Annotated in this window: 15 protein-coding genes and 4 tRNA genes; 14 read left to right on the top strand and 5 right to left on the bottom strand. The window is 46.5% G+C overall.

The annotated features are described in order from the left end of the window. Positions 1-222 precede the first annotated feature (222 nt). The 3 genes from AC51G0_RS06965 to AC51G0_RS06975 are packed head-to-tail and all read right to left on the bottom strand — an operon-like array spanning position 223 to position 3,311. Complete coding sequence (locus AC51G0_RS06965; RefSeq protein WP_496301333.1) at positions 223-1,062, bottom strand: energy-coupling factor transporter transmembrane component T family protein; 840 nt, start codon at positions 1,060-1,062, stop codon at positions 223-225. Next, complete coding sequence (locus AC51G0_RS06970; RefSeq protein ID WP_496301334.1) at positions 1,059-2,756, bottom strand: ABC transporter ATP-binding protein; 1,698 nt, start codon at positions 2,754-2,756, stop codon at positions 1,059-1,061. The genes AC51G0_RS06965 and AC51G0_RS06970 overlap by 4 nt, the downstream gene beginning before the upstream one ends. Positions 2,757-2,759: 3 nt before the next feature. Next, complete coding sequence (locus AC51G0_RS06975) at positions 2,760-3,311, bottom strand: ECF-type riboflavin transporter substrate-binding protein (RefSeq protein ID WP_496301335.1); 552 nt, start codon at positions 3,309-3,311, stop codon at positions 2,760-2,762. A gap of 957 nt (positions 3,312-4,268) precedes the next feature. Here AC51G0_RS06975 and uvrY point away from each other — a divergent pair. The 6 genes from uvrY (at position 4,269) to AC51G0_RS07005 (ending at position 13,292) form a co-directional block, all read left to right on the top strand. After that, entirely contained in the window at positions 4,269-4,913 is a 645-nt protein-coding gene (gene uvrY, locus AC51G0_RS06980) for a UvrY/SirA/GacA family response regulator transcription factor (RefSeq protein ID WP_075766377.1), read from the top strand. Positions 4,914-4,993: 80 nt separating this feature from the next. Continuing rightward, positions 4,994-6,763, top strand: coding sequence for an excinuclease ABC subunit UvrC (gene uvrC / locus AC51G0_RS06985; protein ID WP_496301891.1), 1,770 nt, complete (start codon positions 4,994-4,996; stop codon positions 6,761-6,763). Between the two features lie 50 nt (positions 6,764-6,813). Further along, positions 6,814-7,371, top strand: coding sequence for a CDP-diacylglycerol--glycerol-3-phosphate 3-phosphatidyltransferase (gene pgsA, locus AC51G0_RS06990; protein ID WP_496301336.1), 558 nt, complete (start codon positions 6,814-6,816; stop codon positions 7,369-7,371). A 237-nt stretch (positions 7,372-7,608) separates the two neighbouring features. Beyond that, positions 7,609-7,682 (top strand) — tRNA-Cys (locus tag AC51G0_RS06995). 402 nt (positions 7,683-8,084) lie between these two features. Continuing rightward, positions 8,085-10,940, top strand: a complete 2,856-nt coding sequence (locus tag AC51G0_RS07000; protein ID WP_496301337.1) for an FAD-binding and (Fe-S)-binding domain-containing protein — start codon at positions 8,085-8,087, stop codon at positions 10,938-10,940. Between the two features lie 765 nt (positions 10,941-11,705). Next, the gene (locus AC51G0_RS07005; protein WP_496301338.1) at positions 11,706-13,292 is read left to right on the top strand and encodes an L-lactate permease; all 1,587 of its coding nucleotides are present in this window, start codon (positions 11,706-11,708) and stop codon (positions 13,290-13,292) included. A gap of 80 nt (positions 13,293-13,372) precedes the next feature. On the opposite strand, the gene AC51G0_RS07010 is transcribed toward AC51G0_RS07005, so the two are convergent. Further along, complete coding sequence (locus tag AC51G0_RS07010; RefSeq protein WP_496301340.1) at positions 13,373-14,275, bottom strand: LysR family transcriptional regulator; 903 nt, start codon at positions 14,273-14,275, stop codon at positions 13,373-13,375. A gap of 170 nt (positions 14,276-14,445) precedes the next feature. Continuing rightward, complete coding sequence (locus tag AC51G0_RS07015) at positions 14,446-15,468, bottom strand: PTS sugar transporter subunit IIC (protein ID WP_496301341.1); 1,023 nt, start codon at positions 15,466-15,468, stop codon at positions 14,446-14,448. Positions 15,469-16,495: 1,027 nt separating this feature from the next. On the opposite strand from AC51G0_RS07015, the gene AC51G0_RS07020 reads away from it, so the two are divergent. From AC51G0_RS07020 to AC51G0_RS07055, 8 genes are all read left to right on the top strand, one after another. After that, complete coding sequence (locus AC51G0_RS07020; RefSeq protein ID WP_496301342.1) at positions 16,496-19,384, top strand: pyridoxal phosphate-dependent class III aminotransferase; 2,889 nt, start codon at positions 16,496-16,498, stop codon at positions 19,382-19,384. 91 nt (positions 19,385-19,475) lie between these two features. Further along, entirely contained in the window at positions 19,476-20,720 is a 1,245-nt protein-coding gene (locus AC51G0_RS07025) for a carboxynorspermidine synthase (RefSeq protein ID WP_496301343.1), read from the top strand. A 169-nt stretch (positions 20,721-20,889) separates the two neighbouring features. After that, positions 20,890-22,023: a carboxynorspermidine decarboxylase gene (gene nspC / locus AC51G0_RS07030; protein ID WP_496301344.1), complete on the top strand. Its 1,134-nt coding sequence runs from the start codon at positions 20,890-20,892 to the stop codon at positions 22,021-22,023. 252 nt (positions 22,024-22,275) lie between these two features. Beyond that, positions 22,276-22,349: transfer RNA gene (locus AC51G0_RS07035), tRNA-Cys, on the top strand. A gap of 78 nt (positions 22,350-22,427) precedes the next feature. Next, positions 22,428-22,514: transfer RNA gene (locus AC51G0_RS07040), tRNA-Leu, on the top strand. A gap of 11 nt (positions 22,515-22,525) precedes the next feature. Continuing rightward, positions 22,526-22,599: transfer RNA gene (locus tag AC51G0_RS07045), tRNA-Cys, on the top strand. A gap of 536 nt (positions 22,600-23,135) precedes the next feature. Beyond that, positions 23,136-23,651: a TetR/AcrR family transcriptional regulator gene (locus AC51G0_RS07050; RefSeq protein ID WP_496301345.1), complete on the top strand. Its 516-nt coding sequence runs from the start codon at positions 23,136-23,138 to the stop codon at positions 23,649-23,651. Next, positions 23,651-24,709: an alcohol dehydrogenase family protein gene (locus AC51G0_RS07055; protein ID WP_496301346.1), complete on the top strand. Its 1,059-nt coding sequence runs from the start codon at positions 23,651-23,653 to the stop codon at positions 24,707-24,709. Before AC51G0_RS07050 ends, AC51G0_RS07055 begins: the two co-directional genes overlap by 1 nt. Positions 24,710-25,056: the final 347 nt, after the last annotated feature.

Below are 25,056 nucleotides of genomic sequence, written 5' to 3' on the forward strand. Positions count from 1 at the left end.
TTTCACCTCTAATTGTATGCAACTTTTTGGACGGACAAGATCATTGCTTTAGGCTGTTGTGGTATTCAGTGGTGAGTTGATATGTTGTCTTGTGAGTTTTCGCTGGTGGAAGTCACCATTAACTCTGGTGTATGTGGTGGATTTTACTTTAGTGTGACGGGATGGTTTTGAAAAAAAGCCGCAATATGCGGCTTTTGATAGAGTCTGTTTTCTCAGTGATTTTTAGAACGGATACCAGAATAATTGCCTGGACTGGTAGCGGTTTATAAAGCCTAGAACCAGTACCAAGGCAATAATAGCGAGCACCATGAAATCACTTTTTGTCATCGGTTTGAGGCTATACCATGATCGTTTTTTGTTGCGGCCAAAGCCACGTAATGTCATGGCATTGGAAATCACATCGGCGCGATCAAGGCTTGAGAAAATCAGCGGGCCAAGGATTTTGGCGACATTTTTGATGCGTGTCAGCACGGGGGCATTCTTGGAAATATCGACCCCGCGAGCTTGCTGGGCATGCATAATGTTCACGAAGTCTTTGGTCACTTCCGGCAGGTAGCGCAGGGTCAGGCTGACAGCGTAGGCAATGCGGTACGGTACCCCAAGTTTGTTCAGGCTGGCTGAAAACTCGGTGGGATGGGTTGTAAAGACGAAAACCAAGGCAATCGGGAACATGCTGAAATATTTCAGCGTCACTGTCAGCAGGTAGAACAAGGTTTCAGTGGTAATGGCGTAATTTCCTGCCATTGCGAGCAGTACCGTTTCGCTGCCCATGTATTCAACGCCCTGCTGCGGGGCAATCAGGAACATGAACAGGGCATTCATTAGCAATACGGATGCAGTACCGATCATCAGCGGCTTGTAGGTCGCAAAAGGAACTCGGCTGAGTTTCAGCAGGCTAAAACCAACCAGGATCAGGCCACAAATTACCCGTAGGTCAAAAGTGATCAACACCATGGTCACCCAGCCCATAAATAAGATGAACTTGGTGATACCGTTTAGCGCGTGCAAAGGGGAACCAGTATTGGCATAGCTGATTCCGAATTTTATTTTATTTGTTTTCATGCGGTTTTATTTGCCTCATGGTCAATGAAGCAACGGATAAAGTTGTCGATTCGTTCGATACCTAATTCTTTAGCCATGGTATACAGGCTGGTTACCGTTAGGTTGGCTTTTTCCAGTAGCTCTGGCTGGCTGAAAATGGTGTTGACCGGCTGGTCGGCCAGCAACTGGCTATCGGCAATGACAATAGCGCGGTCGGTATACTCCAGAACCAGGTGCATATCATGAGAGATGATCAGGATAGTGATCCCCAGCTTCTGGTTTAACTCGCGGATGAAGCTCATCATGGCGGTGTAGTGATGGTAGTCCTGGCCGGCTGTTGGCTCATCAAGGATCAGTAGCTCTGGTTCAAGCACCAGGATTGTGGCGATGGTAACCCGCTTTTTCTGGCCGTAGCTCAAAGCTTCAATTGGCCAGTGGCGGTATTTGCCCAGGCCGCAAAGCTCTAGTACTTCAATAACCTTTTTCTCGACCACTTGTTCCGGTACGCCGCGGTTACGAAGCCCCGAGGCCACTTCATCGAAAATCATGTGATGGGAAATCATATGATTTGGATTTTGCAGAACTATCCCGATGTTCTGGCTGCGTTCGAAAATAGAGCACTCGTTAAGATCGCGACCGTTAAATTCGATATTGCCGCTGTCGGGATCAAGCACGCCCATGATAAGGCGGGTTATTGTCGACTTGCCGGAACCATTCTTACCCAGGATTGACGCAAACTCTCCTTTATTAACCGTGAAGCTGACATCATCTAGAGTCATACGCTGGCCGTCGTAAGAGTAGCTCAGGTTATTGACCGTAAGTAGAGGTTGGTCCGATTCAGGCTTGGTTGCTGCCTCACCTTGCTGATACCAATTGAGCAGCTGGGGTTTGAAATTATCAAGCGCTAACGTCGACAGGTAGGCCGGTTTATCGGCAGCTGTTACCTCACAGCCTGCCGCTTTGAGTGCTGAAAGGTAGAGAGGCTCACGGATACCGTGCTGAGATAGAAGTGGGCTGGCCAATAGCTGGTCTGGTGTCATATTAGCGACAACTTCACCGCGCTCCATCAGGATAACTCGATCGACATTGCGGTGGAGCACATCTTCGAGGCGGTGCTCGATAATGATGACAGTTTTACCGGTATCCCGGTGCAGCTGATCGATAATTTCAATCGTTGCCTTGCCGGTTTTCGGGTCAAGGCTCGCCAGAGGCTCATCAAACAGCAGGATATCAACATCATCTACCATAACCCCAGCCAGCGATACCCGCTGTTTCTGTCCGCCGCTGAGATCGAACGGAGACAGGTGAAGCATATCATCCAAATCAACCATTTCTGCTGTCTGTTTGACGATGCTGTGCATTTCGTCTTGTTCGACAACCTGGTTCTCTAGGGCAAAAGCGATGTCCTCGCCAATGCTTAGGCCGACGAACTGGCCGTCAGTATCTTGCAGAACAGTGCCGACCATATTAGTGCACTGGTGGAGGTCCATATTTTTGGTGTTATGCCCGTTGATTGACAGGCTGCCAGAGATATCACCTTTGACTGCAAATGGGATAAGCCCGTTTAAGCATTGGCCAAGGGTCGACTTGCCACTTCCGCTCGGGCCGATGATGACAACCTTTTCACCCTTTTCGATTGTCAGGTTGATATCCTTGAGGGTCGGTTTTTCTAACGCCCAATATTTGAACGTGAAATTAGAAAACTCAATTGTCATGCTTTAATAAGCCTCTTTCAGGTTGTAGCTTTGCTGTTTTCGCTTGGCAACGGCAGTAAGAATGAAGTGGCCGACGATGGCGATGAGAAGTGTGTTGCCAGCGGCAATAATCGTAAGCTGAGCCAGTACCTTGGTAAATGGTTCTGCATAAAGGACGGCGTCAAGAAATGCCGAGCAGCCGTAACCGAGCACATTGCCGATGAAAGCAAGTAAGACAAATAGGGTAAAATCCAGTTTGGATAGTTGGCCTTTTTCCAGGCGCGCTTTGGTAATTTTTGGATAGAGGCCAATCAGCATCCCCACAATCCCTGAGCCAAGTACCCAGGTGATCCACACCCCCCAGCCTGCAAACAGATCCGTTACCCAGTGGCCGATAAAGCCAACCAGAAAGCCCACCAAAGGGCCAAATAGCACACTGAATAGGGCTAATACTGCCATTGCTGGTTTCAGCGTGGTGTTAGCAAAGACAGGGATACCGAACATAGGTAACCCACCTATGCCATATAGGGCAGCACCGATGGCAATAAGAACCACAGTCTTGGCAGAAAGATTCATGACATAACCTTCAATTTACTCTTAATGGGTATTTTCATCGTCATGCCCACCTGAAAAGCTTGCTAGAAGCAGACAGCCGCAATGCGAATCAACAGGAACAAAAAAACACACCTAAGTGTGTTTGGGGCCTGCGTTCAAATATCCGTTTTGAGCAAGAGCGGTTATGTGGGTAGACATAAGCGGTGGCAATCATACCTGAAGCGAGTTCAGAAAGGAAAGCTTTACATCTAGACGTCTAAATATTAAACGTTTAGCAGATGTTTGAACCATAGGTTTCTGTAACTTACTGATGCTGAAAGACATTAGTCCTAATAAGCCTGATATTGAGATTTTATGCTACTTGTCATGAGGTGCCTCAACGGGCAATGTACAGTTAACGTGACAGCCAAATCGCAAAAGTGAGACATATTATGTTTTTCGGTGCTAATCGACAGGGGTATGTGAACTTTTTACTAGGCACTTTAAGCTAAAATTGTACCAGTAACTAGTCATTCGTGGCTGAGTAGCTATACAGGTTTTTTTAATATCGCCTTTTTGTAACTCATAGACAACCAAGGAAAAAATCACTATTTGTTTGAGAATTACTCAAGATGATTTGGGTTAAGTACGTAACAGTGAAGGATGGGTGTGAAAATTTACTATTAAGTGCACTATCAGTACGGTTGCTGTGAGTCATTTTTTCTGTTTAACAGATAAGCATCTGGATATATTGAATTTTATACTTTATTTTTTTGTATATATGGTAAATACTGCTGTGCGGCACGTTTTTTTTTGAAGCATGCAAAAACAGCATTAGAGCCAGTTTTGTCAAGCGATAACTTGAAGAGAAATTTTGCGCTGATACACAGAAACAGTGTTAGTTCAGATTTCAAGTTAAGGTAAAATTGGGTAAGATCAGTAATAGCAATCCCGCCAATTCCGGCTGGGTGCAGAGCCAAATCATATTGGAGATACAGCTTGATTAATGTATTCCTTGTAGATGATCACGAACTGGTTCGCACAGGGATCCGACGTCTTCTTGAAGATGTCCGTGGTATTAAAGTGGTAGGGGAAGCCGACAGTGGTGAGGAAGCCGTAAAATGGTGCCGTGCAGAGCATGCGGACATCATTCTTATGGATATGAATATGCCTGGGATCGGTGGACTTGAAGCGACGCGAAAAATTTTACGCTTTAATCCCGATGTCAAAATTATCGTTTTAACTATTCATACAGAGAACCCGTTCCCGACGAAAGTCATGCAAGCGGGGGCGGCAGGTTACCTGACCAAAGGGGCAGGTCCGGATGAGATGGTTAACGCGATCCGCATGGTCAATAGTGGCCAACGCTATATTTCCCCTGAAATTGCACAACAAATGGCACTAAGCCAGTTTGCACCAGATTCTGAGAATCCTTTTAAAGATCTTTCTGAGCGAGAATTGCAGATCATGATGATGATCACCAAAGGCCAGAAAGTCACCGAAATTTCGGAGCAGCTGAATTTAAGCCCTAAAACGGTTAACAGCTACCGCTATCGTCTGTTCAACAAATTGGACATTAATGGCGATGTAGAGCTGACCCACCTTGCAATTCGTCATGGAATGTTAGACACAGAGACGTTGTAGTGTCCGAACCTTTTGACGCAAATAGCTTTGATTCCAAGAGCTTTCTGAAAACTGTCACTCATCAGCCAGGCGTATACCGAATGTACGACGAGGCTGATGAGGTCATCTATGTAGGTAAAGCTAAAGATCTGAAAAAACGCCTGTCGAGTTATTTCAGAACCAATGTCGCGGGTGAGAAAACCCGAGCCCTGGTGAAGAATATTCGTAAAGTGGATGTCACCGTGACTCACACTGAGACAGAAGCGCTGATCCTTGAGCATAACTACATCAAATTGTATTTACCTAAATACAATGTCTTACTGCGTGATGATAAGTCTTACCCTTATATTTTCCTCAGTGCCAGTGCCCACCCCCGCCTGACTACTCACCGGGGTGCGAAAAAGCGCAAGGGTGAATATTTTGGTCCTTACCCTGATTCAGGGGCTGTGCGCGAAAGCCTTCACTTATTGCAGAAAATATTTCCAGTACGCCAGTGTGAAGACTCGGTCTATGCAAACCGAAGCCGCCCGTGCCTGATGTATCAAATTGGCCGCTGTCTTGGCCCATGCGTCAAGGGGCTGGTGAGTGAGGAAGACTATAAAGAACAGGTGAATTTTGTTCGTCTGTTCTTGCAGGGAAAAGATCGCCAGGTCATCACCTCGATGGTTGAAAAAATGGAACTGGCGAGCCAGCAGCTGGCTTTTGAAAAAGCGGCTACCTACCGTGATCAAATTCAAGCCTTGCGCCGGGTGCAGGAGCAACAGTTTGTTAGCCATGACAGTGATGATGATATGGATGTGATTGGCATTGCCCATGAGCGGGGAATGGCTTGTATCCATGCACTGTATATTCGCCAGGGCAAGATCCTCGGTAGCCGTAGTTATTTCCCCAAAATGCCCAATGATGCAGAACTGACAGAAGTGTTATCCAGTTTTGTCAGCCAGTTCTATCTTAACCAGGCAGAAGGCCGGGTGATCCCTTCTGTGATCCTTCTTGGAGCAGACTTAGGTGAAGAGAAAACCTTGATTGCTGATACGCTCACTGAGCTGGCAGGCCGTAAAGTGGAGCTGAAGACGCAGTCCCGCGGTAATCGGGCCCGTTATCTGAAGTTAGCGCAAACTAACGCCAGTACAGCCTTAACCAGTAAGCTGAATCATAAGATGACGATTCAGCAGCGCTTTTCGGCATTGACCAAAGCATTAAGTCTTACAACCCTTGAGCGTATGGAATGTTTTGATATCAGCCATACCATGGGGGAAAAAACGGTTGCGTCGTGCGTGGTGTTTAATCAGGATGGGCCTTTGAAACAGGAGTACCGACGCTACAATATTACCGGAATCACCGGAGGTGATGACTATGCCGCTATGGCGCAGGCGCTCGGTAGAAGGTATGGAAAACAATTAGATCCAGATAAGATTCCTGACATTATTTTTATTGATGGGGGTAGAGGTCAGCTCTCAAGAGCGTATGATGTAGTCAATCCTCTGATGAAAGAGTGGCCGAAGCGATCAATGTTGGTGGGCGTTGCAAAGGGAACGACACGTAAACCCGGGTTGGAAACCCTACTTCTAGTAACCGGGGAAGAATTCTCGATGCCGTCAGATTCTCCCGCTTTGCATTTGATCCAGCATATCCGTGATGAAAGTCATAACCATGCTATCAGTGGCCACCGAGCTCAGCGAGCAAAGGTCAGGAAACGTAGTGCATTGGAAGATGTTGAAGGTATCGGTCCGAAGCGCCGCCAGGCATTATTGAAGTATATGGGTGGTCTACAAGAACTAAAAAGAGCAAGCAGAGAAGACATTGCCAAGGTCCCTGGGATCAGTAAGTCCTTAGCAGAAAAAATATATGACGCATTGCAACATAGCTAGCTTTGCGGCACCCTAATGAAGTCAATCATAAGAACTAAGAACTAAGAATTATGCGTTTAACGATTCCGAATATCCTGAGCTTCATCCGGCTATTGCTTATCCCATGTTTTGTGATCACGTTTTATTTACCCTATAGCTGGTCTCCGTTTGCTACTGCTCTTATCTTTTTTATCGCTGGCGTTACGGATTGGTTCGACGGCTATTTAGCCCGTAAACTCAATCAGACAACGCGCTTCGGTGCATTCATTGACCCTGTTGCTGACAAAGTCATGGTGGCTGCTGCCATGGTGCTGGTTGTTGAACACTATCATTCAGTTTGGGTAACTATTCCGGCCATGACTATGATCGGCCGTGAAATCATTATTTCTGCTTTGCGTGAGTGGATGGCAGAGTTGGGCAAACGTTCGAGCGTCGCAGTCTCTTGGGTTGGCAAGGTGAAAACCGGATCGCAAATGTTCGCTCTGCTTGTTCTGTTATGGCACCCAACCGAATGGTTAGTCTGGGTTGGCTATATTGCCCTTTATGTAGCAATGGTTCTGACATATTGGTCGATGTATATTTATTTGAAAGCAGCAAAAGATGATTTGCTCAATTCAGAAGATATCTGATTGAGAGTGAAAAGAATGTAGAAAAGCGGCTTTTGAAGCCGCTTTTTTAATTCTTGGTTGGTCTGTTAGGTTTACCTACTGTTAGTAAAGGCATCATTTAGATGTTGTTTTGATACCATTGGTGGAAATTAGAGCGAACGGTTTCGCTTTCTCATTTTTTTCGTGACAGCCTCTACTGATTCTGTACAATGGCGCCCATACCGAACAGGCTTAGCCCTTAACGGTCAATAACAATAAGGCGCGTTGGCAGAGTGGCTATGCAGCGGATTGCAAATCCGTGGACCTCGGTTCGACTCCGGGACGCGCCTCCATTTCATCTTGGTGAAATGCTATTAGACCAGCTTAATGCTGGTTTTTTTATACCTGTAATTTGGTGATAGCATCCTCACTAGCCCATTCTTTCCCCGAAATACTGCAAGTCACTTCAACTAACTGCTATCCCACTCTTTGATCAATCAGCTAAAAATAGCATGCTGCTAGTATTAGCAGAGAGTGCCGAATGGTTTGCTTGATACCCTCTGACAATTGGCGCCGCGCTGCAAAGTCGATTGATAAACTTTTTGCAACGAACTTGTGAATTAAAGGTTATTTATTTACTAAAACACCCTCTATAAAATAAGGCTATTACAATATTTGCCTAAACCGTACAGCGAAGCAAAAGTCCGACTGATAACAATAGATGCATTTAGCATATGGAAGCACACGGAGCCACAATGCAGCAGCCCTACACGACACTCATTGACCAACTACAGGGTCAAATTGATGATAAGCGGATTATCACTGATCCAACCCTAACCTTAGCGTATGGGACTGACGCCAGTTTCTACCGCCTGGTACCCAAACTGATCCTTCAGCTTGATAATTTAGATGAGGTGGTTTTCGCCATTAAGTCGTGTTACAGCCTGAATATCCCTGTCACCTTCCGTGCGGCGGGTACGAGTTTGTCTGGGCAGGCATTGTCTGATTCTGTGCTTATTACCCTGACGACGAATTGGCGCCATCACAAGATCCTTAATGAAGGCAAACAGATTTGGCTTCAACCGGGTGTCATTGGGGCTGATGCCAATAAGTTCCTTGTTCCGTTTGGCCGTAAGATTGGCCCCGATCCGGCTTCGATAAATACCTGTAAGATTGGCGGTATTGCCGCGAACAACGCATCAGGAATGTGCTGTGGAACGGCACAAAATAGCTACAAGACCTTGGCAGGGATGACTGTAGTGCTGGCCGATGGGACCATCCTCGATACACTTGATGCCGATAGTGTTGCGGCGTTCAAACAAAGCCACAGTGAGCTGCTTGCGGATTTATCTAATTTGGCCCAGTACTGCCAGGACAACCCTGAGCTCGCTGACAAAATCAAACATAAGTACCGCTTGAAAAACACCACGGGTTATAGCCTGAATTCGCTGGTGGATTATGATGATCCTATTGAGATTTTGCAGCACCTGCTGATCGGCTCAGAAGGGACGCTTGGTTTTATCGCTGACATCACCTACAACACCGTGATTGATCACGCTTTCAAGGCATCGGGGCTGTTTGTTTTTAAAGATATAGAAAATACCTGTCTGGCCGTTAGCGAACTGGGCAAAACTAAGGTTGCGGCTGTCGAGCTGATGGATAGCCGGGCTCTGGCTTCGGTTGCGGATGAACCTGGTATGCCTGATTTTATAGCGAAACTAGGCTCTAATGGTAATGCAGAAGCGGCGGCGTTACTGGTTGAGATCCATGCTGAAAATGATGACGAACTATCAAAGCAGAGTGAGTCACTGACGACCCTTATCAATGGGTTCTCTCCGATTGAGCAGGTCGCTTTCAGTCGCGATGCAAAAGTGTGTGCCCAGCTTTGGGGGATCCGTAAAGGGCTATTTCCCGCCGTGGGTGCTGTTCGTGAAACGGGCACAACCGTAATTATTGAAGATGTTGCGTTTCCTATCGAGCAGCTTGCACCTGCCGTTAGGGAACTGCAGGAACTCTTCATTAAATATAACTACCATGAAGCGATTATTTTTGGCCATGCGCTGGCCGGTAACCTGCACTTTGTATTTACCCAGGCATTTGATACCGAAGAAGAAGTAGCGCGCTACAGTGCCTTTATGGATGCTGTGGCCCAGTTGGTCGCGGTTGACTACCAGGGCTCGTTAAAAGCGGAGCATGGTACTGGGCGAAATATGGCCCCGTTTGTCGAGCTGGAGTGGGGCGCCGAAGGTTATGCCCTGATGCAACAAATCAAGCGCATCTTTGATAGCACAGGGATTTTGAACCCTGGCGTGATCTTAAATGATGACCACCAGGCACATGTCAAAGATCTCAAAGCAATGCCAGCAGCAGATACCTTGATTGATAAGTGTATTGAGTGTGGGTTCTGCGAGCCAGTCTGCCCTTCACGTGATCTTTCGTTAACACCTCGCCAGCGTAATACGATATATCGCGAAATTAGCCGATTACGCCGTACCAATGAAGATCCGGCACGGTTAGCTGAAATGGAGAAATCTTTTCAGTACCAAGGCATTGATACCTGCGCGGCGACGGGGCTGTGTGCCGAGCGTTGTCCTGTCGGGATCAATACCGGCGATTTGATGCGCAAGCTTCGCGAGAATCACTCAAGCATGGCTAAGAGTATTGCACGTTGGACGGCGGATAATTTCGATGGCATTACGGCGGTTACCCGAGTCGGGTTGAGTGCGGCAAACGGTATGCACTCTATGTTGGGTAGCAAAAATATGCAGGCACTGACTAAAGCAGCGCATAAGCTATCAGGTCAGAAGATCCCGCTTTGGACTCCCCATATGCCAAGATCGGCAGGTAAGATGCCAAAGCCAGGTGCGATGGTCATTCATTCGGTTTCCAAGCAGAAAGTTGTTTATTTCCCTAGCTGCGCCTCAAGAAACATGGGGACTGAGAAGCAGGCGATGGATCCACGGCCTCTTGCTGAAGTCACTATTTCGCTGCTGGCAAAAGCAGGCTATGAAGTCGTTCTTCCTAATGATTTGAATAGCCAGTGCTGTGGTATGCCATACAAGAGCAAAGGCTTCGTTGATACGGCGAATAGCAAGGCCAAGCAGCTTGAAGAGGCCCTTTGGGAGGCATCAGAACAAGGGACCTTACCAGTGCTTATGGATACCAGCCCTTGTGCCAGTTTGAGCAAAGATACCTTGCGTAGCGACATTACCATCTATGAGCCGTTTAAGTTTGTGGCGGAGTTCGTAATGCCTCGCTTAGATATCACTCCTCAGGAGGCGCCTGTGATGTTACATATTACCTGTACCTCTAGGAGAAAAGGTCTAGCTGGCGTGATGCAGCAAGTGACCGAGGCCTGTGCCAATCAGGTAATTATTCCGGAGGATATTCAATGTTGTGGTTTCGCCGGGGATAAAGGTTTCACAACACCAGAGCTGAATGAATCCGCATTGTCACCACTGAAAGCACAAGTGCCTGAGAATTGCCATGAAGGGTATTCAAATAGTCGTACCTGTGAGATTGGCCTATCTGAACATAGTGGCATCGAGTATCGTTCCATTTTATATCTGGTTGATAAAGTGAGTCAGGTACGCACGAGCAGAGACCACTAATTGTAATAGTTAACATGTAGTTAGTTCTTCAAAAGAGCAAGTTGGGTTGACCAATTTGCTCTTTTTTATTGTTATCCCTCAATACCTTTCACTCTTCATACTGTTTTTATCAGCTTTACTTGAACTGTCAATTACTCTAATTGTTTATTTGTCTTGATTTCTTTGTTTAAGATTGTGATAAGTTAAAATATATTTTGTCTGGTTGCTAATTATTTTATTGGTGCTGTATTTTATGCTTTAAAGTCGCAATTTCAACTTATATCTTGTCTTATGTGTCATTAAATTCCATTGTTACTTGCCTTTATCTGAGATAAGAGTGTTTTAGTGATTTCATAATGTGTGCGTATATTATAAGTTCTGAGCATAGGCCTTATGTGGGAGATAGTGATGGTGTAGTTGTTCTCTATATTGAATAGAGACTATTTACGAAACATATTGTGTCATTTACTCGCATAGTTTAAATCTTGCTAGTGGGTGCTTGTTGCTTATCTTATTGTTTTTAAAGTTTAATTCCCACTTGTCAGGTGCTTGATGCTGTTTGGTTTTTTAATTGTGTCAATATGTTACTAATTATTGCTAATGTCTTGAGTAGCATTATTTAAAAACCTCATTAGAATGTCTTTTCATAATAATAATCATGTCAGCCAACAACAATAATTAATGAGCGTGTTGTTACACCTCAAATTGATAGCAAGGCCCTAATTACAATATACATGCTATGTAATATGGCAATAACAGGGTCTTAATACACGGAGTAGATTTTTAATGACGTCCCTATTTTTATCGGTAATACCTATTGTCATTCTTATTTGGATGATGACAAAGAAAAATGGTGTACCATCGCATATTGCACTGCCTATTACGGCTTTAATGGTAGGCGCACTACAGCTCTTTTACTTTGGTACCGATATTACCTTAATTAGCGCCAATATTATTGCCGGTATGCTGTCGGCCGTTACACCAATCTCAATTGTTGCCGGTGCGATTTTACTCAACCGAATGATTTACCTATCGGGAGCCGAAGATGTTATTCGCCGTTGGCTTGAAGGTATTAGCCGCAACCAAGTTGCACAGCTGATGATCATTGGCTGGGCGTTTGCTTTCATGATTGAAGGTGCATCCGGGTTTGGTACCCCGGCGGCCATTGCGGCACCTATCCTTGTCGGCCTTGGCTTCAACCCATTAAAAGTTGCTATGCTGGCATTGGTGATGAACTCAGTGCCGGTTTCATTTGGTGCTGTTGGTACGCCAACATGGTTCGGTTTCTCAAACCTGGGCCTGGACGATGTGACATTGCTTGAAACGGGTAAGATCACCGCGCTAATTCACCTGATCGCCGCATTCATTATTCCTCCGATGGCACTTCGCTTTATTGTTAGCTGGAGCGAAATTCGTCGTAATTACTTGTTTGTCCTGATTAGTACTTTGTCATGTACTGTGCCTTATTACTTATTGGCACAATGGAATTATGAATTCCCGGCTTTGGTTGGCGGTGCTATTGGCCTAGTGCTGTCAGTCGTTGTTGCGAGAAGTGGCTTTGGTTTGGTAAAAACTCAGCCAAGCAATAGTGACAGTGTAACGGCGGCCGTTGCAGCGGGGGATGTTTTCAAGGCGATGACGCCGACAATCTTGCTCATCGTGATTTTGATTGTTACCCGTATTAAGCAATTTGGCATCAAATCAATGTTGACTGACAGTACGGAGATGTTCAGCATTTCGTTTGGTCCATTGGGCGATTTCAGTATCAGCCAGGCATTGATTTTCAAGCTGAGCCATATTCTAGGGACAGATGTGTCCTGGGCCTATAAAACACTATATGTACCTGCGCTTATTCCATTCCTGTTGGTGGTGCTGATCTCAATCCCGTTGTTTAAGTTGCCAGCGAATGTCGTTAGGCAGATGTTTGTCGAAACCGGAAGTCGTATAAAAATGCCATTTGTTGCCCTTGTTGGCGCGCTGATTATGGTCAAGCTGATGATGACGGGTGGTGAGAGCTCACCCATCATGACAACGGGTCAGGCGTTTTCAGATTTGATGGGGACGAGCTGGCAATATGTGGCGGCTTACCTGGGAGCGTTGGGGGCTTTCTTCTCAGGCTCTGCGACGGTATCGAACCTGACATTTGGTGCGATTCAACAAACCATTGCACTTAATGTCGGGTTGCCGCAGACGACCATTCTGGCGCTGCAATCTGTGGGCGGAGCGATGGGTAATATGGTCTGCATCAATAACATCATTGCCGTATCTACGATCCTTGGTATTGCTAATAAGGAAGGCTTTATTATCAAGCGTACGGTAGTGCCTATGCTGGTTTATGGTATTGGCGCAGCAGTTATGAGTACTCTCATCTAACAGTGGGTTGTCAGTACTGACATATAATTGCGTGTTGTGAGGAAAAGCGTGGCCATTACTGGCCACGCTTTTTTTAGGTATTAAAATTTATCTTCATGGAGGCGGTAACATTGGTAGAGATGCTCAATGAACAGCCGTATTTTGGCAGGTTGATGGCGGGTATAGGGATAGATGGCGTAGATCCCCAGGCACTTTGCAACCTGGTGCTGCAAGACTTCAACCAGCCTTCCCGCTTGCAGATCATCGGCGACCAGCACTTTAGGAACATAGACCAGCCCCTGGCCAATTAGGGCTGCGCTTCTTAGGGCAGAGGCATTATTGGTACTGAAGTTCCCTGCAACTTTGACGGTAAATGGTGAGGACTTCCCTTTAAACAGCCATTCCGTCGCCCCTGTTTCTTGATAGGAGTAGGCAAGGCAATTGTGATCAGCAAGATCCTGGTAAGACTCTGGTGCCTGACAACGGGCAAAGTAGGAAGGGGCACCACAGATCACCCAGTGGGCATCAGTGAGACGGCGGGCGATGAAGCTGGAATCGGGCAATACACCAGTGCGGATGGCAAGATCGTAGCCTTCTTCAACTATGTCGACAAACCGATTATCCAGATCCATATGAATATTGATATCTGGGTATTTTGCGCTGAACTCGGCAATGGCTTGAGGCAAAATCAATTCACCTGAAATCGTCGGCACCGTAATACGGATAGTACCGGAAAGGCTTTCTCCCAAGCCGCTCATGGCATCTTCGGCATTTTGTACTGAAAGGTAAACTTCTCGGGCATGGCTAAAGAAGACTTCGCCCGCTTCGGTCAGGGTGAGCTTGCGGGTTGTTCGATAGAGCAGCTGAACGCCGAGCTCTTCTTCAAGGCGGGTAATACGCTTGCTGACAACAGATTTTGTCAGCCCAACTTGCTCCGCGGCCTTGCTGAAAGAACCCTGTTCGATAAGGTGAAAAAAAATAAGGAAGTCGTCGGTGTTTCGCATTATTAGTGTACTTTTTGCAACAATTTCTGATTTGGTTGAAATTATAGCAGGTAATCGTAGGGCTTAGGGAAATGGATGGATTGGGGTGACTGTTTTGCTTTGCTGATCACGTAACAGCAAAGGCTTACCGAAAGGTAAGCCTTAGTACCCGTTGCTTAACTGATCGTTACTTAACCATTTGCAAACTGTTGCAATGGAATACGCTCAGCTAACAGGCGTTTGTAAACTTGGTTACCAATGACACCGCCGACCATTCCGGCAAAGGCTGCAGCGACCACTGCCATAAATAAAGTCAGTGGATCGTTGAAGGCGATGGAAGCGAGTAGGCCTGGGATTGGAGCTGCACTACCTGGCGCGTCATTGACGATGCCAAAGTACGCGGCGATGGTTCCTGCCAGTGCACCACCGAGGAAGTTCGACATAAAGATAGGGACAGGGTTACGGGTGACAATATGTGCTTGGGTCAGCGGTTCAAGCATGACACTAATGGTATTACTGGATTTTCCGAGCTTGAGGGTATGGAAAATATAACCATTGGTGAACGAGCCACCGACACAGGCAATGGCTGCAATACCCATTGGTAAGCCGGTTAACCCCAGCATGGCTGTCAATGCCATCGAACTCAACGGGGACGTACAGACCATCTTGATTAATCCGCCAAGCAAAAAGCCCATTGCAAGCGGTGATAGCAATGTTGCTTCCGTGATCATATTGGCCAGGGTGCCCATCAGCATATCTAGTCCTGGGCTGATGAAAATACCAAGCAGCCTTGCTAGCGGTGCTAAGGTCAAGACACCGACAATGACATCGACGCCTTCGGGTAAATATTTCTTAAACAGTGGCGTTGCGAAAGAGAACAGGTAGCCGGCGATAAAACCTTCGAGGATCCCGAGATTGGCCATCGCTAAACCTGTGACGATGGCGAATACGGGTTGTACGCCCATTCGCAGCATCACTAACGTCGCAGCCGCGACGCCGCCCATCCCACCGACCATGTTGCCGAAATCAGCGAGATACTCGATGCCAAGCAGGTTTCCCATCACATATTTATGGATAGCTTCGACCAGAAATGTTGCGATTGCGGCGTCCGCCAGACCGCTCATGGCTGCGCTGCCATTTGGCGCTTTAAAGCTAAAGACAGAAAACAAACCCAAGGCTGCTAATAGGGCAGCAATACCCAGAATAATTTCCATATTATTTCCTCATCATTGTTTATTGCAGGCGTACGCACAGAGAGCTACGCCCAAAGTAATAACCTAATAAATGAAAGAGAAAGCGGGAGCTAACCTGGATCAGGTACCGTGATATTGAGGTGGAAGTTGAGTTTAGCCGGGGAGATGAAGTAGGTCATGCTGTACAGACTGTCAGCGTGATGTTTACCTCAGGGGTGGAGATGGCCTATGCAAGCCGATACCATGTTTTTTGACAGAAAACGATTGTCCATAAAGATCACCATTGCCGAGACATAGTCGAAATAAATCTTTGATTCTGTCTGGTAAACCTAACATAACTCTGTTGTATGAATTTTGAACTGCTTCATGTTCTGTTATGAAAGCTAATTTATATCTATAGGTGCGGTCACAAAGATTCACCAACTAACGGGAACTGTGGGAGATTGGCTTGATGCTAAGGGGTTATATAGAAGGGACTAACAAACACGATATTAGCTGCCATCTATAACAAGAAGCATAGTGAAATAACAGTTGGCATCCACACCAACAATGTGTTACTTTTCTGCGCAATCTCAGGGGGTCGTTGTACTGAGACATATCGTTGTGATGAATTCGAGCTGATTGTGTCACAACGTGCCGTAGGTACTGGCGAATCTATCGTCAGTAGAAGGGCATTAATAGCGCGGACCTGCCAAGAAGTAGAGCAGGAGCATATTGAAGGAACCCAACAGTGAAAACTCTAACATTGAAAGCCAAAATCAGCTTTTTCTTACCTAATTGCAGTATTATTACTGAGCCTTGATATTTCCTATCTAAATCATTTCAGCTTTTTGCTGTAAACCTGTTACCTCATTAGCATTTTGCTAATGGCATCTTTGTGTTTACCGGCAGGAAAACTCTATCTGAATACCCGACTCTTCGCCATAACGGTTATGCAATAGTTAGCTAATCGTATGGAGTACTATATGTATTTGCGTCGGAAACGATACAGCTATGATCTGCCGAACGTCATGTTTCATATGACGTGTTTATTTTTTGGATGACACCCATGAGTAATGTGTTTGATTTAGACGATATCAAGCTAGCCTCGAATATACCTGTTGTGCACGAGTTGTACGATTTGACGCCTGATGAGCTCCTACTGAGCCAAGAGCATTATGAGTCGGAAGTTCGCTCTTATCCGAGACGCCTCCCACTTGCTATCAAGAAAGCATCAGGTGCACTGGTGGAAGATAGCCGAGGCCAACTGTTTCTAGACTGCCTGGCAGGTGCCGGCACGCTGGCGCTGGGCTACAATCACCCAGAAATCAACCAGGCGATCATTGAACAGTTAAACCAGGGCTTGCCTTATCAGACCCTGGATATTACCACCCCAACTAAAGATAAATTCATCAAAGAAGTGATGAACTTCCTGCCGGATGACTTTGCCGCCAATGCACGTATTCAGTTTTGCGGGCCATCAGGTGCAGATGCTGTCGAAGCCGCGATCAAGCTTGCCAAGCAAACAACAGGTCGCAACACAATGGCAGCCTTCCATGGTGCATACCATGGTATGACAAACGGAACGATGGCATTGATGGGCAACTTGGGTACCAAGGAGCGCCGTCAGGGCCTGATGTCTGATGTCCACTTCTTGCCGTTCCCATACAGCCTTCGCTGCCCGTTTGGCCTAAACGGCAATGAAGGGGCAAAACAGAGCATCCGTTATATCGAACGTATGCTGAGCGACGATGAGAGCGGTGTACAAAAACCGGCTGCGATCATTGTTGAACCCGTACAAGGCGAGGGCGGTGTGATCCCGGCTCCGGCATTCTGGCTACAAGAGCTGCGCCGTATTACCAAAGAGCATGGCATTTTATTGATCCTCGATGAAATCCAGTGTGGTATCGGTAAAACAGGCCATCGTTTTGCCTTTGAAGAATCAGGCATTACGCCGGACATCCTTTGCCTGTCGAAGGCTGTCGGTGGCGGCTTACCAATGTCTATTCTGCTATTTGATAAGTCGATTGATACCTGGCGTCCGGGTGAACATACCGGTACGTTCCGTGGCAACCAGCTTGCCATGGCGACAGGTGCAAAGGCACTGGAAATCATCCGTCGAGACCACTTGGTAGAGCATGCTGAAAAAGCAGGGCAGTACCTTCGTGAAGGTATTGAGCGTATTGCAGGTTATACCGACTGTATTGCTGAAGTACGCGGCAAAGGCTTGATGCTAGGTGTCGAAATCGTTAAGCCTAACGGCCAAAAGAACAAGTTTGGTGAGCCAGAAGCTGATCCAGAAATGACGGTAAACATCCAGCGAGCAGCGCTGGAGCGTGGCCTGATCATTGAAAAAGGCGGGCGTCAGGGTTCGGTGCTGCGTTTTCTGCCACCACTGATCATTAGCTATGAACAAATCGATTTCGCTCTGGATGCATTGAGTAAAGCTATTCTGGCAACCGCAGGGCCTGCAAAGATTGCAGAAGCAAATACCGAATCAGAGCAAGAGCAGTGGCGTTCTTATTTCATTCACACCGGTGAAGGCGGTGCGGATGAGCTTGAAGTAGCACTTAACCAGACCACTCAGGTACTAAAGCAAGTTTTCGAAGCTGCAGACGCGCCGTATTCCGGTCTAGAGCCGTTGGTACTGAAAAACCTAATCAATAATATTGACTTGGATGATCAGCAGCTGCCACTGGAAACCGTGATTGAGCAGACCGGGGAATTAATCGCCAAGAACTCTATCATGGTGCAACACCCTAACTGCATTGCACACTTGCATACCCCGCCTTTACTGCCAGCGGTTGCAGCCGAGGCATTTATTAGTTCCTTGAACCAATCAATGGATTCTTGGGATCAGGCTAGCTCAGCAACATATGTCGAACAGAAGGTCGTAGACTGGCTGTGCGGTGTGTATGAGTTAGGCGATCAGGCTGACGGTGTCTTCACCAGTGGTGGAACCCAAAGTAACCTGATGGGACTGTTGCTTGCGCGTGACTGGGCCGCCGATACTATTTCTGGTCATAACATCCAGAAAAAGGGTTTACCGGAATATGCGGGCAAACTTCGTATCCTTTGCTCGAAGAAATCACATTTCACTGTACAGAAATCGGCGTCGTTACTGGGACTTGGTGAGCATGCCGTTGAGTGTGTGGATACCAACCCTGATGGCACTATCAAGCTGGCTTCATTGGTTACGACCATTGATACCATGAGAAATGACGGCCTGATGCCATTTGCCCTAGTTGGTACGGCGGGTACGACCGATCACGGTGCGATTGATGATCTGGCCGGACTGGCTGATGTTGCCCAGCAACACAACCTGTGGCTGCATGTTGATGGGGCTTATGGTGGCGCATTGATCTTAAGCCGTCATAAAACACGCTTGCATGGTATTGAACGAGCGGATTCACTCAGTGTTGATTTCCATAAGTTGTTCTATCAGCCAATCAGCTGTGGTGCGGTATTACTAAAAGACAAAGAGAACTTTAAGTACTTGCTGCACCATGCAGATTACCTGAACCGTGAAGATGACTTGTTGCCAAATCTGGTTGATAAATCAATTGCAACCACGAAGCGTTTTGATGCCTTGAAAGTGCTGATGACCATGCAGTGCGTAGGCACGCAGGCGCTCGGTGCGATGTATGATCATTTGCTGGGCCAGACGCAGCAAGTTGCAGACTTAATTAACCAGTCTGCTGATTTTGAATTGTTGGCCGATCCGGCACTGTCTACCGTTTTGTTCCGCTGTATTGGCGATCAAACGGTCGATGTCGATCAACTCAACAAGCAACTTCGCATCGAAGCCTTGGTGAAAGGTGTAGCAGTACTGGGTGAAACCGTAGTGGATGGCAACGTTGCCCTGAAGTTCACTATCTTAAACCCGTGTCTGACGATGGCTGATTTTGAATCTTTACTAAACGATATTAACCAGCTAGCGCGCTCGCTGGTTCACTAATTGACTTATTAATAAATGTGCTGCTTTGATCTCGCGGGTAAGCAGATCAAGCAGCAACAGTTATTCTGATTATTACGGAAGAAAAATAACGATGGCAATTCTACAAATTGGTGCTGGTGGTGTTGGTTGGGTTATTGCGCACAAAGCAGCTCAGAACAATGAAGTACTTGGCGATATCACTATTGCCTCTCGCACTGTATCTAAGTGTGAAAAGATCATTGAATCGATCCAGAAGAAAAATAACCTTAAAGATCCTTCAAAGAAACTAGAAGCACGTGCAGTTAATGCTGATGATGTAGATGCACTGGTTGCATTGATCAAAGAAGTACAACCTGATCTGGTCATCAACGCAGGTCCTCCGTGGGTTAACATGGGCATCATGGAAGCGTGTTACCAGGCTAAGGTATCTTACCTAGATACATCTGTTGCCGTAGATCTATGTTCTGAAGGCCAGCAGGTACCACAAGCATACGATTGGCAGTGGGGCTACCGCGAGAAATTCAAAGAAGCTGGTATCACAGGTATCTTAGGTGCTGGTTTTGATCCGGGTGTGGTAAGTGTATTTGCCGCCTATGCGGTTAAGCACCTGTTTGATGAAATTGACACCATCGATGTGATGGATGTTAACGCGGGTGATCACGGCAAGAAGTTCGCGACCAACTTCGATCCTGAAACCAACATGCTGGAAATCCAGGGTGACTCTTTCTATTGGGAAAACGGTGAATGGAAGCAGGTTCCTTGCCATACCCGTATGATGGAATTTGACTTCCCAAATTGTGGTAGCCACAAAGTTTACTCTATGGCGCACGATGAAGTACGTTCAATGAAAGAATTCATCCCAGCAAAACGTATTGAGTTCTGGATGGGCTTTGGTGACAAATACCTGAACTACTTCAACTGCATGCGTGACATTGGCCTGCTAAGCCCAGAGCCAGTTACCCTGCAAGACGGTACAGTTGTAGAGCCACTGAAAGTACTGAAAGCTATTTTGCCAGATCCAACATCGCTGGCACCGGGCTACACAGGCTTAACCTGTATCGGTACTTGGGTACAAGGTAAGAAAGACGGCAAAGAGCGTAGCGTCTTCATCTATAACAATGCCGATCACGAAGTGGCTTATGAAGATGTTGAGCATCAGGCTATTTCATACACCACAGGTGTTCCAGCGATCACTGCTGCACTTCAGTACTTCCGTGGTACATGGGCAGAAGCGGGTGTGTTCAATATGGAACAGCTAGACCCGGATCCGTTCCTGGAAACTATGCCAGGTATTGGCCTTGATTGGCATGTTCAGGAGCTGGAAGTAGGGCAGCCTCTGATCAACATCCTCAAGTAAGGTCTCACACTGGCTATTTCGCGCCATGACGTTGTCGGAAGTGCTCATTTATGGACATAAATTCCGCGCTTCCTCCTAGTCACGGTGCGAAATCCCTGCGTGTGAAACGCTGACTTATGAATAAGTAAAAGCCGGTGTCGGGAACGACATCGGCTTGTTGGTAACTAAGATGCAGAAAAACGATTTAAAAACTCCTTTCTTCATGATTGATGAAGAAAAACTGATCGCCAATCTTGAAAAAGCCAAGCTGCTGAAAGAGTTGTCTGGCGCAAAGCTGGTACTGGCACTGAAATGTTTCTCGACCTGGGGCGTGTTTGACATTATCAAACCCTACCTGGACGGCACAACCAGCAGTGGTCCGTATGAAGTCAAATTGGGGTATGAAACCTTTGGTGGCGAAACACACGCTTACAGTGTTGGCTACAGCGAAGATGACGTAAAAGAAGTGGCTGAGATCTGCGATAAGATGATTTTTAACTCGCAGAGCCAGCTGGCAGCCTACCGTCATATTGTTGAAGGCAAGGCATCTTTAGGCTTACGTCTAAACCCTGGTGTAAGTTATGCCGGGCAAGATTTGGCAAACCCGGCACGTAAATTCTCCCGCCTTGGCGTTCAGGCCGATCATCTTAATCCAGAGGTGTTTGATACTTTGGATGGTGTGATGTTCCACATGAACTGTGAGAACAAAGATGCTGATGCGTTTATTGGTTTGCTTGATGCTATTTCAGAGCAGTTTGGCCAACATCTGGACAAGCTGGAATGGGTGAGTTTGGGCGGTGGGGTGTTCTTCACTTGGCCGGGGTACGAGCTTGAGAAGCTGGCTTCAGCACTGAAGGCATTTTCTGAAAAACACGGTGTTCAACTCTATCTGGAACCGGGTGAAGCGATCATCACCAAAACGACGGATCTTGTCGTCACAGTTGTTGATATCGTAGAAAATGAAGTGAAGACAGCAATTGTAGACAGTGCAACCGAGGCCCACCGTTTAGACACCCTGATCTACGATGAGCCTGCATCGATTGCCGAAGCAAGCGAGGCCGGCGAGCACAAGTATGTCATTGGCAGCTGTTCGTGCCTAGCTGGCGATCAGTTCTGCGTAACACAGTTCGATAAGCCGCTGGAGATTGGCCAGCGACTTCATATTATGGACAGTGCAGGCTATACCATGGTGAAGCTGAACTGGTTCAATGGCCTGAAGATGCCTTCGGTTTACTGTGAGCGCAAGAACGGTGAAATTGAAAAGCTGAACGAATTTGGTTACGAGGATTTCAAACGCTCGTTGTCGCAGTGGGCGGTGAGTTAGTCCGAGCTTTGATTTGCAAAGAGAAAGGTCGCTATGCGGCCTTTTTTGTTTTCTATGCCATAAAAGCTGTGTTGCGTATTTGAGCAAAATTGGCGTGGTTTATGGCTGATTTTATTGCTTTTTGACCAGTTGAAAGAAAAACGACATTTTTTCATTGACTCATTATTTAAAATCAGTAAATTACACCACGTACCGCAGCGGGGAGACTTGTTAAGCGGTAAGTCGGAAGACTGCTTTTATATGTAACACGAAGGCGCGTTGGCAGAGTGGCTATGCAGCGGATTGCAAATCCGTGGACCTCGGTTCGACTCCGGGACGCGCCTCCAAATTAAAGTCTCATGGCGAAAGCGATGAGAAACAGATGGTGTTTAACTTTTCAGTTAGCGCATCGCATGAAATTGCGTGCCCTGGTGGTGGAATTGGTAGACACAAGGGATTTAAAATCCCTCGACGTTCGCGTTGTGCCGGTTCAAGTCCGGCCCGGGGCACCATCTAAATATAAGGCGCGTTGGCAGAGTGGCTATGCAGCGGATTGCAAATCCGTGGACCTCGGTTCGACTCCGGGACGCGCCTCCATTTTCTTGTGAAAATACATTCGACACTAGCTCATCTTAGAGTGCAACCTTACCAAGGTTGAGATTGTTTCTGTTTATTAAGTTAATGGAACCTTGTGTGTCAGTCCAAATTGTGAAGCCTCGACAAAAATGTCGGGGCTTTTTCGTCTTTGCTTTAAACCTCTTCTATACCACTCCTACACATTGGACCTTCATGGCTCAGTTCAATATAGCCGAAAGTGATGAATCAGACGGTCTATCCGTGACGCTCGAAAACTCCCAAAAGTAATATCAATCAACATAAGTACCTGATCATGCTTGCTGGTTAAAATCACCTATTACTACGTCAGAATTTTTGTAATTAGAACCACTAGTTACAGCAAATTCTTCCTTGCCTTAGGTGATTTTTCCTGAGCAATTATCTGAACACTTACTTATCCCGATTGGTATAAGCCAAACTCAGCAGTACATTCCTATTATCTAACAAAGTGTATTGACAGGGGTAGAATGGACACTTTACCCTATAGGTAGAACAAATATTCTACCTATAGGGTAATTATGCTTAGAGAACAAATTGCCGCTAGTCTTGAAGAGGCATTCAGTAAACATGGTTTCGCCGAGCCGAGCGTTGCTCAGCTAAAGGCTGCGTGTAACGTCAGCCTGCGAACGCTATACAAACACTATCCATCCAAAGAAGCGATGATAGTCGGTGCTCTGGAGTATCGTCATCAAAGATACCTCACTTTTCTGCTTAACGAGTCGCCTGCTTGTGGTGTTGAGTCTGTTTTGCATATTTTTAATAAACTTGAACAATGGATGAAGGAGTTCGCGCCACACGGGTGCCTGTCTATGAACGCTATTGCCGCTTTTCCCGACAATCCACTTATCAGTAAGGCAGTTAAAGAACACAAGGAAGAAGTCCGTCAGTTCTTAGGCCTGCAAAGTCAGAGAGAAGATCTTTCTACGGCTCTTTTTTTACTGCATGAAGGCGTATCAAGCGCATGGCCTGTGCTGGGGCGAAACGCGGTAACATCTGCTCAAAAGGCGCTATTACAACTTTTAAAGGAAGATTAATGATGACCACTATTCCAAAGACCATGAAGGGCGTTCAGCTTATCGGTCATGGTGGCCCAGACATGCTCCAATACCGTGATGATATTCCAGTCCCAACACCAACTTCAAATGAAGTGCTGATCCGTGTCTCTGCCGCCGGAGTTAACAATACCGACATCAATACCAGGACAGCGTGGTATTCGAAAAACGATGGCGGTAGCTCTGATGCAGGCTGGTCTGGTAGTGCCTTGGCTTTTCCTCGTATTCAAGGAGCTGATGTTTGCGGCATTATCGTTGCGGTCGGTAATAACGTTAGTACAGAGCGTATCGGGGAACGAGTGCTTATCGAACCTTGTCTTAGCGGAGCTAACGATCAGCCACTTGACTCACCTTGGTACTATGGCTCTGAGTGTGATGGAGGATTTGCGGAATACACCGTGATCGCAGCCAAGCATGCCTATGCGGTGAATAGCCCTCTCTCTGACATCGAATTGGCTTCATTTCCTTGCTCTTATTCAACAGCTGAGAATATGCTTACCCGAGCGAACGTCACATCACTGGACAGAGTGTTGATATCTGGTGCCTCTGGCGGTGTTGGCTCGGCAGCGATTCAGCTTGTCAAAGCTCGCGGAGCGTATGTTATCGCCATTACCAGCCCAAGCAAAAATCAACAACTGCAGGAACTGGGAGCTGACCAAGTAATATCGCGAGATGCTGACTTGGCCGAAGCTCTAGGTGAAAACAGTCTTGATGTAGTTATCGATTTAGTCGCAGGAAAGCAGTGGCCTCAGTTTTTACGATTGTTAAGACCAGGTAGCCGATATGCCGTGTCTGGTGCGATTGGCGGAGCTTTGGTTGAGTTGGATGTCAGAACGCTTTATTTAAAAGATTTAAGCTTTTTCGGCTGCACTGTGCTAGAGCCTGGAGTATTCCAAAACTTAGTTAACTGCATCGAGCAACGTAAAATTAACCCAACCGTTGCGCAAACTTTCCCACTGGAAGAGATAAATACGGCTCAAGACGTTTTCTTGAAAAAGAAGCACGTAGGAAAAATCGTTCTAACGGTATCCGAACAATAACGACGACTTAACGAAAAACAGTGGGTGAAGAAATGGTCTTGGTAAACCAAATATGTAATGTCTCGCTTTCAACAGTGACACAGCTCGTTGAAGAATAAGCAAGCCGGTGCTAGGTTGTTAATTGCATAACATTTTCTGAGAGTGTTTTTCTGAGCCAAGTATCTGTTCGAACATAGACAGAATTATTGGTAATACACTGTTAGATGACTGCAATGGGTCGACTAGAGCAAGCCGTGGTTCGGGAGCATCCAAGTTGGAAATTGGGTACCACGAAAGAAAGGTCCTAACTGTGTCCTTTTACTGCGTTACGCTGCGCCTATCTTAAAAGTGAAGAAAAAGAGGACAAG

It is taken from the genome of Photobacterium sp. HL06 (assembly GCF_059552575.1).